General features: G+C 60.8%; 13 protein-coding genes and 1 tRNA gene. 11 read left to right on the forward strand and 3 right to left on the reverse strand.

Annotated elements, in window-relative coordinates:
* Positions 1 to 74 precede the first annotated feature (74 nt).
* A complete protein-coding gene (locus AXW67_RS23675; RefSeq protein ID WP_063679794.1) occupies positions 75 to 566 on the forward strand; it encodes a hypothetical protein in 492 nt (163 codons plus the stop codon).
* Between the two features lie 47 nt (positions 567 to 613).
* Here the strand turns inward: AXW67_RS23675 and AXW67_RS23680 are convergent, their stop codons facing one another.
* Complete coding sequence (locus tag AXW67_RS23680; RefSeq protein ID WP_027555130.1) at positions 614 to 997, reverse strand: VOC family protein; 384 nt, start codon at positions 995 to 997, stop codon at positions 614 to 616.
* A gap of 219 nt (positions 998 to 1,216) precedes the next feature.
* Here AXW67_RS23680 and AXW67_RS23685 point away from each other — a divergent pair, with 219 nt between their 5' ends.
* The 5 genes from AXW67_RS23685 to AXW67_RS23705 all read left to right on the forward strand — a co-directional run bounded on the left by AXW67_RS23685 (position 1,217) and on the right by AXW67_RS23705 (position 6,701).
* Positions 1,217 to 1,768 carry a hypothetical protein gene (locus AXW67_RS23685; protein WP_063679795.1) on the forward strand — a complete coding sequence of 184 codons (552 nt, stop codon included), beginning with the start codon at positions 1,217 to 1,219 and terminating at the stop codon, positions 1,766 to 1,768.
* A gap of 163 nt (positions 1,769 to 1,931) precedes the next feature.
* Positions 1,932 to 2,399, forward strand: coding sequence for a hypothetical protein (locus AXW67_RS23690; protein ID WP_063679796.1), 468 nt, complete (start codon positions 1,932 to 1,934; stop codon positions 2,397 to 2,399).
* Between the two features lie 144 nt (positions 2,400 to 2,543).
* Positions 2,544 to 2,620 (forward strand) — tRNA-Arg (locus tag AXW67_RS23695).
* 719 nt (positions 2,621 to 3,339) lie between these two features.
* On the forward strand, positions 3,340 to 4,515 hold the full coding sequence (locus tag AXW67_RS42130) for a hypothetical protein (RefSeq protein ID WP_145927815.1): 1,176 nt from the start codon (positions 3,340 to 3,342) through the stop codon (positions 4,513 to 4,515).
* A gap of 2 nt (positions 4,516 to 4,517) precedes the next feature.
* Entirely contained in the window at positions 4,518 to 6,701 is a 2,184-nt protein-coding gene (locus AXW67_RS23705; RefSeq protein WP_063679798.1) for an AAA family ATPase, read from the forward strand.
* Positions 6,702 to 6,973: 272 nt separating this feature from the next.
* Here the strand turns inward: AXW67_RS23705 and AXW67_RS23710 are convergent, their stop codons facing one another.
* A complete protein-coding gene (locus AXW67_RS23710) occupies positions 6,974 to 7,345 on the reverse strand; it encodes a hypothetical protein (RefSeq protein WP_063679799.1) in 372 nt (123 codons plus the stop codon).
* Positions 7,346 to 7,741: 396 nt separating this feature from the next.
* Between AXW67_RS23710 and AXW67_RS23715 the strand changes: the two genes are divergently transcribed.
* Positions 7,742 to 8,056, forward strand: coding sequence for a hypothetical protein (locus AXW67_RS23715; RefSeq protein ID WP_063679800.1), 315 nt, complete (start codon positions 7,742 to 7,744; stop codon positions 8,054 to 8,056).
* Positions 8,046 to 8,309 carry a hypothetical protein gene (locus tag AXW67_RS23720; protein ID WP_063679801.1) on the forward strand — a complete coding sequence of 88 codons (264 nt, stop codon included), beginning with the start codon at positions 8,046 to 8,048 and terminating at the stop codon, positions 8,307 to 8,309. The genes AXW67_RS23715 and AXW67_RS23720 overlap by 11 nt, the downstream gene beginning before the upstream one ends.
* A gap of 198 nt (positions 8,310 to 8,507) precedes the next feature.
* Here the strand turns inward: AXW67_RS23720 and AXW67_RS23725 are convergent, their stop codons facing one another.
* A complete protein-coding gene (locus tag AXW67_RS23725) occupies positions 8,508 to 8,693 on the reverse strand; it encodes a hypothetical protein (protein ID WP_063679802.1) in 186 nt (61 codons plus the stop codon).
* A gap of 807 nt (positions 8,694 to 9,500) precedes the next feature.
* Between AXW67_RS23725 and AXW67_RS23735 the strand changes: the two genes are divergently transcribed.
* The 3 genes from AXW67_RS23735 (at position 9,501) to AXW67_RS23745 (ending at position 12,242) form a co-directional block, all read left to right on the forward strand.
* Positions 9,501 to 9,779 carry a hypothetical protein gene (locus tag AXW67_RS23735; RefSeq protein WP_063679804.1) on the forward strand — a complete coding sequence of 93 codons (279 nt, stop codon included), beginning with the start codon at positions 9,501 to 9,503 and terminating at the stop codon, positions 9,777 to 9,779.
* A 163-nt stretch (positions 9,780 to 9,942) separates the two neighbouring features.
* Positions 9,943 to 10,440 (forward strand): hypothetical protein, encoded by a 498-nt coding sequence (locus tag AXW67_RS23740; RefSeq protein ID WP_201723706.1) that lies wholly within the window; start codon positions 9,943 to 9,945, stop codon positions 10,438 to 10,440.
* Positions 10,437 to 12,242 carry a phage terminase large subunit family protein gene (locus AXW67_RS23745; RefSeq protein WP_063679806.1) on the forward strand — a complete coding sequence of 602 codons (1,806 nt, stop codon included), beginning with the start codon at positions 10,437 to 10,439 and terminating at the stop codon, positions 12,240 to 12,242. Before AXW67_RS23740 ends, AXW67_RS23745 begins: the two co-directional genes overlap by 4 nt.
* Positions 12,243 to 12,245: the final 3 nt, after the last annotated feature.

Raw genomic sequence — 12,245 nt, forward strand, 5'->3', positions numbered from 1 at the left:
TTGCGAATCGGAGTTGGCCCGCGAAATGCATAACCATCATTGCACTGGCCGCGGGGTGCTGGAGCAAGACGAACGTGACCCACTGGATCTATTCCGGCGGCGATGAGCCGCGCCTGTACGGTACGCGTCCCACGAATTGCGAAGCAGAGCAGGTTGGCAAAGCGACACGCTGGCGAAGCGTGCGCAGGCTCGGCTGCGCGTTCCTGCTGGTTGCGCTCGCTGCCCCCTTGGGGCACGCGCGCGACCGCGGCCAATTCGTCAACACCAATGCCGAATTGAAGGCCTGGTTCGACGGATTGCGCAGCGGCAAGGGGCCATGCTGCTCCGATGCCGACGGTTCGGCGATCTCGGACTCCGACTGGGAGAGCAAGGACGGGCACTATCGTGTCCGCGTCCCGCGCTATGACTATGTGGTGAATGGTCAGGCGCAAGAGCTCGTCTGGGTCGATGTGCCCGAGGAAGCCGTGATCTCCGAGCCCAATCGGGTCGGACGTACCATGGTATGGCCGATCTACGGCTACACGGGCGTCACCATCCGCTGCTTCATGCCGGGCAGCATGACCTAGCCGACGCAACCTGGGCTTGGGCGGCATAGAGCGCCGCCCACGCGGCATCAGGTGTACTTCTTGTCGCGCTCGAGCAGCTCGATGGAGATGCCTTCCGGGCCGCGGATGAAGCAGATGCGGACGCCGGGCCGGATCGTCGTCGGCTCGCGCGTGAACTCGACGCCTTTGGCCTTGATCTCCGCGGCGACGGCGTCGATGTCCTTCACCGTGAGCCCGAAATGGTCGAGGCCCTGATGGGGATGCGGCGGGGGCGGGCTGACGGCATTGTCGCCCTCCAGCGGCGCAATGAAGATCCTGGCGCCACCAAGGTTCACGTCGATCCGCCCCGGCGCGCGCACGATCTCGCCACCGAGGATATCCCGCAGCCAGGCCGCCGTGGCCTCCGGATCGGGGCTGCGCAGATGGACGTGATCCCAAGTGACGACTGGCATTTCATTTCCTCCCGACAGGGGCCTGCGATGTTGCAGTGCATGTTAGCGACCCCGGCCGGCAGTCGCCACCGTCGTTGCCGAATTCGCATGAGCGCGGGAACCATAGTTCCCCTATTGGATTAAGTAACTAGCGGTCGAATCCCTTATCGAAAGGCCGTATCGGCCTTGCAGGAAGCGTGATGCACAGAACGTGCTTCGGCCGCTGTCGGTGGTGCACCCATGAACGCAGGGTTTGACCGGATCGGGTTGGGACACTTCGCCGGGATCGGCGACCGTCTGGCACGGAGAGCGACGATCATAGGCGTCTCATGTGGCCGAAGCCTCCTGTGGTTGCTGGCCGCGCTGATTGTCGGATGTGGTGTCTGGATGCTGACGCCTTCCAAGGGCAACAGTGCTGAAGGCGAGCCGCGGAAATCCGAGTTGGCGACCGTCGATCCCGCGCCGGCCACAACCCCTGCGGCAAGCCAGGCCGCGGCAGCCGAGCTCGATCACCTGCGGATCTCCTCCCAGACCTGGCGACGCGGCGGGCTTGGCTCGAAGGCGCTCGTGACGTTCACCCTGCGAAACGACAATGATTATGCCGTAAAGGATCTCGAGATCGTCTGTGCCTTCACCCGGCGCGACGGCAGCCATCTGACCGATCGCAGCCGCGTGCTTCCCGAAATCGTGAGCATGAAGAGCCGCAAGACGTTTGCGCGCATTTCCGTCGGCGTCATCAACGTCAATGCCGATCAGGCCAAGTGCTCGGTGATCGCAGCGCGGCGCGCGTAAGCGGCCGCAGGTTCCGATAGCGGAAAAGTTACCGTTAATGCCGCGTCGCCCAAAAAACGTGGTGTTGCCGGTTGAACCGAACAGCCCCACTTATGAACGAATTAAAGGATCGCCGGTTAACGCGGAGTGCCCGCGCCTGGAAGCGCGCACGGAGCGATGTCCAATGCCCATCTTTCGGTATTTCATGTTCGTCGGTGGAGCGCTGCTCGCTCTGTTGCTCGCGGCGGATTTCGTATGGCCGGCGCCCCCCGCGACGCAGGGCATCGCGAGCGCAAGCAACGATCCGCCGCCGATCCGCATCCGGTCGGATCGCCAACTGCCGGAACGCGTCGTGCTCGATACCAGCAAGCCGACGATCGCCGCGCCCGTCGTGCAGACGGTCGCTGTTGCCGCGCCGCAGGCAACCGCGTCACCCGTCCTGAACGAAATGTCGGCCAAGGCGCGGGTCCGCGAGACATTTGCCCAATTCATCCCGCCTGGGTCGAAGGCTGAGGCAGGATCGGTCAAGAAGACCGAGGCCAAGGCGTCCAAGCGCAGGGTCGCCAGGGCGCGGCCGGTGCAACCGCAGGGCAGGCCGATGATGCTGATGGCGCAGCAGCCGCATTTCGGCCTCTTCAACACGACCTGGTGAGCGCGTCCGTCTGCTCAGGGCGGGCGGGGCTTTTTATTGTCAAACCTCTCTGCTAAGTCGAACGCATCCGAACATCACGCTTGGTGCTGGTCCTGAAGGCACCGAACAGGCGTATCTCGGTAGTGGCCCGACGGTCGGGCCGAAGCGCTCGTAGCTCAGCTGGATAGAGCATCGGATTTCGATTCCGAGGGTCGGGAGTTCGAATCTCTCCGAGCGCGCCAGCAAAATCAAATACTTAGCATCAACGTGTCGAGCAGCCGTTCGCCTCGGGAAACCCGGGGGAAACTTTGTGCGCGCCTCCGCCGCGCGGGTTGGCGGCTCCGGGGGTGGGCTATCCGGGGGGAAATTTTTTTGCGATTTCGATAGTTCCAATGCCCCATTTATTGACTTGAGCGGTTCGGCCGGGAAATCCCGAGGCGGCTGGCGGTATGACCGGAGCCCGGGTCGGCGCCGCCTGATGCCCCCTAAGTCGACAAATCTGCCTTGGCCCCACTAAGACTAATGATGACTGCTCGGCCTAGCCGGGCTTTCACGCTGCGGTTTCCGGTTGTCGATTGAGCCCGTCCGAGGACGGCCACACGCCCTTCATCGCATCGCCTATCGCCCACCAACCCCGGCCCAGCCGGATCATCCGTAACGCACCTAGCGGTGAGCTAAGCGCTCCCGCGAGGACAGGAGAACTCGCGCCTATGAAAACCTTGGAACCCCCGGCACGCGCTGAACAGAGGCCCGCAACCCGCCCGGGCATGCCTGACGACGCCGCCCTTACTGTAAGCGAAGTCCGCCGATTATTGAGCGTGTCCAAGGCGTGGCTCTATTCGCCCGCTGGTAAAGCGGTAGTCGGAGAGGGCTTTAAGCTCGGCGGCTCGCGCCGATACCGGGCCAGCGTCATCGCTCGCGTGCTGTCCGCTTGACCGCCCCGGCTTCGAGACCTTCGGTTATGTCCGAATTTCAGAACCCGGCGTCGCTGTTTGACAGCCGCGAGGTGCTAGCTCGCGAAGGCGAGACCGAACGAAACGAGCCGCTCACCCGCGCGGTCGGTGCATCGAAGCGCCTTGAGCGCGAAGGCACCGATTGGCTTGCGCGCGGCGGCGCGGACGCTAATGGAAACCAATTGGGAGAAGACGGCCGCCCTGTCGCTAGTCCGTGCCTAATGTCTCAGGGCAGGCGGGTCTCTGTTGAGAAGCGTGGGGAGGCCGGATCAGCGGACGTAAGCCTTGCCGCATTTTGGCTTGGCGGGGAACGTCTCCATTCCGACCCCGAGTCCGCAATCGATGCGGGGCGCAAGCGACGCATTGAAACGCAGCGCTTTTATCTTGCGTGTACCCGTCCCTGCGAATCTGACGAATGCCGATATGCTCGAATCGAACGCGGCATGCGGCTGTTACCCGACGCGCAGAGCGAATTCGAAATCAGAGTTATCGCGGGCGCAATTCGGCGCGACTGCAAGTTTCTCAAAATCGCAACCCCGGTCGATCTGGCACGGAAGATGGGATGCAGCACGTCAACCGCCTATGCGCGAATGCGAGACGGAAGCTTAGAAGCGGCAATTATCGCGGTTGCAGCGACGAAGCAGGTGACTCTTGAGGAGGCCCGTCAACTGAAGGGGCTGAAACTCGACATTAGACGGGCGACTAACGGCACCGTGTTCGATAGCCCTGCTTGGCACCGCGAAATCGAAAGATTGTTCGCTAGCTTACGATACGAGATCGTCAATACGCTCGCGCGTGAAACTACGCTCAGTCGCTTCGACGCACAGAAGGGAAGCGACCGCGCCCTAATGATGATTCCGCAAAGCCGTATCGAAAAGCTCGATGAATTGGGTCTGCTCGCGCCGGAGATTTGCCGAATGTTGGGCCTCATGAGCGAGCATGATCGCGACGCGTGGATTGCGGACCGTGACGCAGAAGACCTCGCAGAGTTGTGCGGTAACGCAGATCAAAGGCGAAGGGCCTCCAGTCGTTACGGCTCCCAGGGCTACGAGAAGCGAATTAAAGCGTACCTAGCGAAGGAAGGACGCAGCCCTAAAGGCCCTGTGTTGCCGAAACCGAACGTCCCGCCGTCACTGGCAGAGATCACAAAACGCAAGTCGCCGATTAAGAAGAAAGCTGCTTAAGAATGGACAAGCCCGTGAATACATCGGCGCAGGCCATTGATAACTCAGGTGCCCGCAGGTCACGCAACCGCAAGACAGCATTTCAATTGGCTAAGGTCGGATTGTGGGTGTTCCCCTCGAACGGGAAGGTTCCGCTGGTGCCGAGATTTAACAAGGCTGACACGTCGCTCACCAAGGCCGACGTTGAAGCCGCCGTCGAAGAGTTCATGGAGAAGCACGAGGTTGAGCCCGTGCATGTCGGCGCCACTCGTGATCCGGAAGTCATCAAGAAGCTGTGGCGCCGCTTCCCGGACGCCGTCCCGAGCGTGAGCTGTGGTCCAAGCAAACTCGTCGTTCTCGATTCTGATGTTAAAGATGGCGGGCCTGCTAAGATGGCGAAGCTATTCGCTGAGATAGGACTGCCTGAAGGCGTGCATGTGAGCGCTACCCGGAGCGGTGGCAGGCATTACGTCTTCAGCGATCCTTTTGGGACCTTCACTAATCAGGCTGGGCTGCTCAAGAAACTGTATTCGACGGATGTTCGTGGTCGGAACGGTCAATTTGTCGCGCCCAGCTCGATCCGCGCGGACGGTGCTGCGTATGGCTCCGACGAAGACCGCATCAAATTCCTGCGCGCGGTCGTGAGCGGGAAACTTCCGCAACTGCCGCAAGAGATTGTGGAGCTTATCGGCGCGTCGACTGAGAGTGAAACGTCGCTCAGTGATAAGGATGCTGAAGTCAAAAGGTATATGGAAGAGCTTGAGAGCGGCGAACGCGAGGATCATGCAGCGCTCTTTGATCCCGTTGCCGGTAAGTACCCGCTCGACTACATCAAAGAGTGTCGGCCCGATTTCGGGTTTGCTTACGATCACCCGGGCGAGGATCGCTCAGCAAATCGCATGCAGGCTGCAACGTTCCTGGTCGGCGCTTACCCCGAGCTGAGCGTGAACGATTACGCGGTGTTTTGCGAGGAATGGGACGGAGCAGGTGATCCCGATACCAGACAACTGGCGAGGGAATTCGCGCGAGCGAAGCTCAATCCCGCACACGTCTCGAAGCCGAGCGACGGAAGCGCATTCGAAGCCGTTGATGACGAAGACGATGACAGCCTAGGCGCCAAGCCGGGATTGACCCAACGGGCAGGCGAGCTTGTTGCGAACTACAGACCTATTCGTTGGCTAGTGAAACGACTCATCCCGCTCAACAGCGTGGGCGCTCTGTACGGATTGCCGAACGTCGGTAAGTCGTTCGTCGTCTTCGACCTAGCGAGCCATGCGCGGCGAGGCCGTGAATGGTTCGGCCGTAAAACTCGGAGCGGGGATGTTCTGTATTGCTACGCTGAAGGTGCCGAAGGATTTGCCGGGCGCGCAAAGGCGTGGGCCGATAACAATGATACGCGTGGCGGCGACGTAGCGTTGATGGACAATGTCCCCAATCTCTTCCGCGACAGCAAAGCCGCCGAAAAGTTGATAGCGGCTGCGCGAGAGTGTGAAGCGCAGAGCGGACAGCCCGTGAGGCTCATCATCCTTGACACGCTGGCCGCAGCGACAACCGGCGCAGACGGGAGCAGCGACAAGGATATGGGCACCGTTTGCGAACGCCTGCGCAAGGTTGCGTCTGCGCTCGATTGCGCTGTGCTCATCGTCCATCACAGCGGCAAGGACGTATCAAAGGGCATGCGCGGCTCTAGCGCGATCCTGGGCGCGGTCGACTTCACACTGTTGGCCGAAGAAGGAAAGGGCGCTTCAATGCTCAGTGTCGAGAAGATGCGCGACGCCTCCAAGGCTCAGTCTATCAGGTTCAAGTTGGTCGAAGTCGTGATTGGCCGGGACGAAGACGGCGAGGACGTTACGAGCTGTATCGTACGCCCGGTCACTGTCGGCGAAGGTATTGACATGGCCGTGGACGACGAAGAGGTCACGCCGCTCAAGGTCTCTGACAGACGGGAAGACCGGGTGGCGATGCTCATGGGCGTTGCGCGCGAGCAGGCCGAAAAGGCCGCTGCAGCCGATGAGCCGCTGAGTTCGGTGGCCCTGATGCCTGCGGCGCTCAGAGAAGCTCTGAACGCGGAGCGGCGGCAATTCTGCGATCTGGATGGGAAGCCGCTAGCGCTGCTAGACCGGACGGGGGTTAAGCGGGTCATAGATAAGGCGGTCGAAGATAAGGTGTTGTCGGAGCGAAGAGGGCGGCTTTACGTCGTCGATTAGAGGCGTGTCAGAAAGCGTGTCAGTTGGTCGGGTGACACGCCGACTGACACGCTCGGTTTTCGGGTAGAGTGACACGCCTCTGACACGCTTTCGCAACGCCGCTAAGTCGAGCAAAATCAAGCATTAAGGGGTGAAACGTGTCAGGCGTGTCAGAGCGTGTCACCTGACACGCTTTCGGTCCAAACTCCCCATGTGTCACTTCCCCGCAGCCTATAAGGCTGCGGGTGACACAGATGGACTTAGGTCGCGTCGGGAGTGGGAGCGTTCTTCGTCTAATTCCCGTGATGGCAGTTGATGTCTTGCGTACAAGTCGCCTTCATGGCTCGCTTACCTGTGTCGATCATCGCAATGTCAGAATTTTCGGGCCGATCAGAATAGTTCGTCGTAGCCACAAAACGCCACTCCGTCATGTTGGCGCCTTCCAGGTCGTAGTTGATGCCATTGGCAGGCGGGGCCGGCTTTACCACTCGATAGGCGGCCTCAGCCCCGCCCGTGTACCCCATCAACACTGAACTATTCATTTGAACGCAGCCGCCGTTGTTGAAGGTCAATCGAAAATGATTGCAGGCCGCTAAAGCCTCGGCGGAATACGTAACAGCGACTGTCATAACTGTGAAAATCATTACTGTTTGGACGCGCTTCATGGATCACCTTTAAGGGTTTTCACACCCGCGAATTTTAGTAGAGGCAATTAAATCAATCAACTGTTGGTTTAGTTTTCTGTATAGAGAGAGAGAGAAAGCCGCTCTTCTGTGCTTTAGTTCGTCCTCTAGGATGGACCCTTGCCTCTAGTCTGAGGTCGAGATGGCCGTGCCGTTTTGTAGATGCCCGGCACGAAGTTCTCATGCGTACAAAGGCTTACCCGATCAATTCCGGATTCCAGCCGATTTTGTCGAGGGCGTCCCTATAGGTGAGGGCCAGCGAATGCGGGCTCACTGGCTCTTGTCCTGAACGGGGCATGCGCCGCGCGGGTCTACCGGGTCCCCGGTCCGCGCGGCGTTCACCCCCGCACACCCGCCCCACATTGAAAGAACCGCCCTATGAGTGATCCTGTTTTCGAGGGCCTCGCCGAAGGCCTGAAGCCGCCCGCTGATACAGTCCCCACCCGCGACCTCGCGCTGATCGCCATCGGGGCGAAGCTTGATAGGCTCGCGGAGGCAAGCGAACGTCAAGCCGACGCGCTGGAAGTGCTGGCAGCCTTGATGGCGTCCTGCGTCGGGGTTGGCTCCGCGCGATGCTACGGTGACGGCGAGCGCTTTGGGCATGAAGTACCCCTGAACTACCTGCGAAGTGGTGACGGGTCGAAGCCCTTCGCGTGCGACGCTGACAAATCGAGCGATGATAATGGCGAATGAGGCGCTCGCAGGCGAGCTGAACGCACTCGCCGATCTCATCAACCGAGCTGCCGAGAAGCTCGGCGCAATCGGCCGCATTCCGGCCGTGGACGCGCTGCGCATGCGGGTTGATCGCCACGCTATGCCGAGCATCGCGCCCGGATCGCCGCTCGCGCGCATGGTTGAGCAGGGCGACCGGTTCGCCGCAACGATGCCGGAGCCCGCAGAGCCCACGAAGTGGGAGCCGAGCGAATGCCGATGTCAAAAACCGTAGATGAGCGACTAAAGAACCTTTGGGCCGTCCTGGCGACCGTTGCGGCAAACAAGGCCGTAGAACGAATGGCGTGGCGCTGAAGGGGCCGAAAAGCTGGCGAACACCGCAGCGAAGTGGCTGGAGCGCGCTGGCGCGAACGCGGCACGCTACACCTACCGGCAGCCGCAGGCATAGGAGCGCGCGGCTGCCCGTGTCGTATCAGCGCTGATGACCCAAGCCGATACCGAGCGCCAAAGCCTTTTGACGCAAAGCGCCAATCGTGCGCTTCATCTCTTTCGAGATTTTCGTGACAGGTGTCTTTGCCTTCGAGTGGCGTTTGAGATCGCGAACATCGGTCGCGCTCCATTCGCGGCGTTGCCGCTTCTTCGTCTTCGCTGCTTTCAAGTTCCTCAGCTCCTAGCTCGTTAAAGCGGCGCTGATAGCACAGCGAGCGAATACTTCAACTAACAAACAGGTCACCGGGTATGTCCGTAATCACCGTAACGCTTGACGCGAGCAAGCTCGAAGCCTGGGCGCGCGAGCTATCGGCGCGAGGCCTCCGTAACGCCATAAGACGCGCGGTCGACAAATCCGCCACGGCAGCGCGGAGGATTGCTCTAACCAAAATCGCGGAAGACATCGGGGTGCCGAGAGCGCGCCTCAAGGGTGCCGTTGGCAAAGTCAGACGCACGACGCGCACTGACCTATCGGCATCTTTTACGGCGACCAAAGCGCGTATCAATATCATGTCGACAAGCGGAGCTTCTGTGACTCGCGGTCAAGGGTTGCGCGCGAGCACATACCGGCTCACGGGCGGAACATCTGCGAGCCTTACCGTCCGCAGCGCGTTCACCGTGGGCGGCAAGTTCGCCGCTGTGAGACGCGGTAAGTCGAGGCTGCCAATAAAGGGCGTCTTTGCCGAGACCCCAAGCTATGCGCTCGGAAACGAGAAAGCAGTGCCGCGTAAGGAGTGGCAGCGGCGAGCTGAATTCGAACTGAACTCGCTCTTGCCCCGGGAGATAGAGAAGCAATTGCACGCCGAAGGTCTTCCCTACATCGCACCGCCAACCGACCCGGAATAGCAAGACAAGACACCGCCGCAAGCCGCGTCGACAGGGCAGCGGCGGATTAGCGCGCCGCGACCCGTATGGAGCGCAGGCGGTTCGCCCATGCGTGGGCGCGGCGCGCGTCCACGACACAGAGAGAAGAACCATGAGTCAACAGAACGAGTATCCCGATGTGCTTCCGAGCTTCGAGAAGCACAACACGACCGCTGAGAAGTCGCGTGTCTATATCCTCCAATGCTTGGCCAAATTCCGCGCGAGCGGCAATGCGCTCCCGAGGAATTTGAGGATTGGCGGCCAAGACTTCGACACGCACAGCTTTCTTGCATCCTTTAGCTATGACAAGCGCGAAGCCCCGCCGGGTATCGCGGCGTATGCCACCGTAATGCAGCCGAGCATGTGCGAAGTGGCTTTGTCGCTGATGTAATGCCGAAGTCGCGCACAATGCGCCATGGCAGCGGGCCGCACAGGCACGCTTGGGTCCTTCCGGCAACCTGAAATTCGTCCGTTGCGGTGCTCGGCCGCAGTGTTTGCGGAAAAACAGAATCAAAAATCTATAGCAGAGAATGATCATGGGTCGACCCAAAGGCGTGATCGGTCGCGTTGCCGAGGCAACGGGCCTGGATCAGGCGACTATTCGCCGCGCCGTGACGGCAGCCGGGCTTGACCCGCAAACCGCGAGCTTCGAGCAAGCGGCGCAACTCGCACAATCGATACCGGACCCGGCTCGCGTCATCGGGCATGCGGCGAACGGCAGGGGCGAGGGCGGCCACACTACTACCGATAGTCTCGCAGAGGCACGAGCGCACGCCGAGCGCCTGAGAGCCCGCAAGATTGAGCTTCTGAACGCCAAGCTCGAAGGCTCGCTCATACCGCGCGAGGCTGTGACGGCTACAGGCCAGCGTATCCTTGCGGAGGCACGCACTGCGCTTCTGTCGCTAGGCCATCGCCTCGCCCCCAAGGTGGCGGGCAAGACTGACGCGCGGGAGATCGCGCGCATCGTCGAAACCGAAGTCCGTGACGTGCTTGGCACGCTCGCGGATGAAGCCAAATTCTTTGCAGACTTGGACGCCGAAGCCCTTTCATGATCGATGAGCAGCTTGCGCGCGGCTGGCTGCGCGCGCTTGCACCGCCGCCCATCGTCGCGCCTACCACATTTGCGGAATCACAAATAATCCTGCCGGGCTCGGCAAACGCAATCCCGGGACCGCTCAGACTAACAGCCTATCAGCGCGAGCCTATCGACGCGATTGCGGACGACGATGTTGAAATCATCGTTCTTATGCTGGCGTCGCAGACGGGCAAGTCGACAGTAATCAACGCGATCATGGGGCATTGCATTGCCGGTGATCCTGGCCCGATGCTCCACGTATCGCCGACCGGCGCGCGCTCTGAAGAATTCGTGCGGGAGCGTTTTGACCCGTTGGTCTCTTCGTCGCCCGCACTAAGAGAGCTGATCGGAAAAGGCCAAGACACCCGAAAGGGGAGCAGCGGGGGCACGAATTCACTCGCTGCAAAGACATTCCCTGGAGGGCAGCTCAGCTTTGCTTCGTCGTTCAAAGCTGACGAGCTTGCCGCTCGCGCGATCAAATATCTATTCCTTGATGAAATCGACAGGTTTGCCGCGTCCGCTGGCCCCGAGGGAGACCCCATAGGCCTTGCGATAAAGCGAACGAAGACGTTCGAAGGGAAGGGCCGAAAGATCGTCATCGTGTCGACTCCGACCTCCCGGATGGGCTCGCGCATTAATCAATGGTACTTGCGCGGCGATCAACGGCGCCTTGTCGTGAAGTGCCCCGACTGTGGACACTCCGCGCTATTCGCATTTGAGAATCTGAAGTGGGACGAAGGCAAGCCCGCGACCGCGCACCTTTCATGCGATGGCTGCGGAGTCGTAATCGACGAAGCCAAACGCCGCGCGATGATCGAGCGCGGACGATGGGAAGCGACTGCAAACGGCGAACCGGGCATTCGGTCCTACCATATCACGGAGCTGTCGTCGCTCTTCTCGACAATGGCGTCCGTGGCACAAAACTTTGAAGCGGCGACCACGCCTGAAGCCAAGCAAGTCTTCTACAACACGACGTTAGCGCAAGTGTACGACGCGGGCACCGAGGTCGAGCTGTCTTCGTCGGAGCTGCAACAGCGTGCCGAGAAGATCGCGCCGCCCTATGCGCCCAATCTCGTTTTCGTGTCGGCCGGGGTTGACGTGCAGGCGGATCGCCTTGAGTGCACGTTCTTGGGTCACCACGGCGATCAGACGCTCAGCGTCCTCAATCACCTCAAGCTGCCGGGGGACACAAGCGGCGACGCTGTATGGCGACAGCTCGACGAAGCAATGGCGACCACTTTCGCAACCGCAGACGGGCGAGCCTTGCCCGTGTATGTGCAGGCGATTGACTCCGGCTTCAACGCCGATCAGGTCTCGAAGTTCGTGCAAGCTCAGCGGCGGAAAGCCCGCGCAGCGTATGCCGTAAAGGGTGTGTCCGGCTTTGATCGACCGATAATCGCGCAAGGCGGTCGATTGCGCGGACAGCTCAGGCTCATGTTGGTGGGCGCGGACAGCGGCAAGCTTACCGCTCAGAAGGCGCTTGCCCTTCAAGAGATCGGACCCGGCCTTATCCGCCTGCCGGATCACTTGGACGCGGACTACTTCGAGGGCCTCGCTTCCGAAGAGCTGCGGGTCCGATACGTGAAGGGAGCACCGCGCTACGCGTATCACCGCACAATCAAGCGAAACGAGCCGCTTGATTGCTTGGTCTATGCCTTGGCTATCGCAAGGCACGCCCACGCCCTGACGGCTAACAAGCCGTCCCCACCGACACAACCAACACCGTCACTTAGAGAGTCGGCCAAACGATTGGCCGCGCTCTCGCAACCCATGAGGTAATTA

Source organism: Bradyrhizobium neotropicale, from assembly GCF_001641695.1.
Classification (GTDB): domain Bacteria; phylum Pseudomonadota; class Alphaproteobacteria; order Rhizobiales; family Xanthobacteraceae; genus Bradyrhizobium; species Bradyrhizobium neotropicale.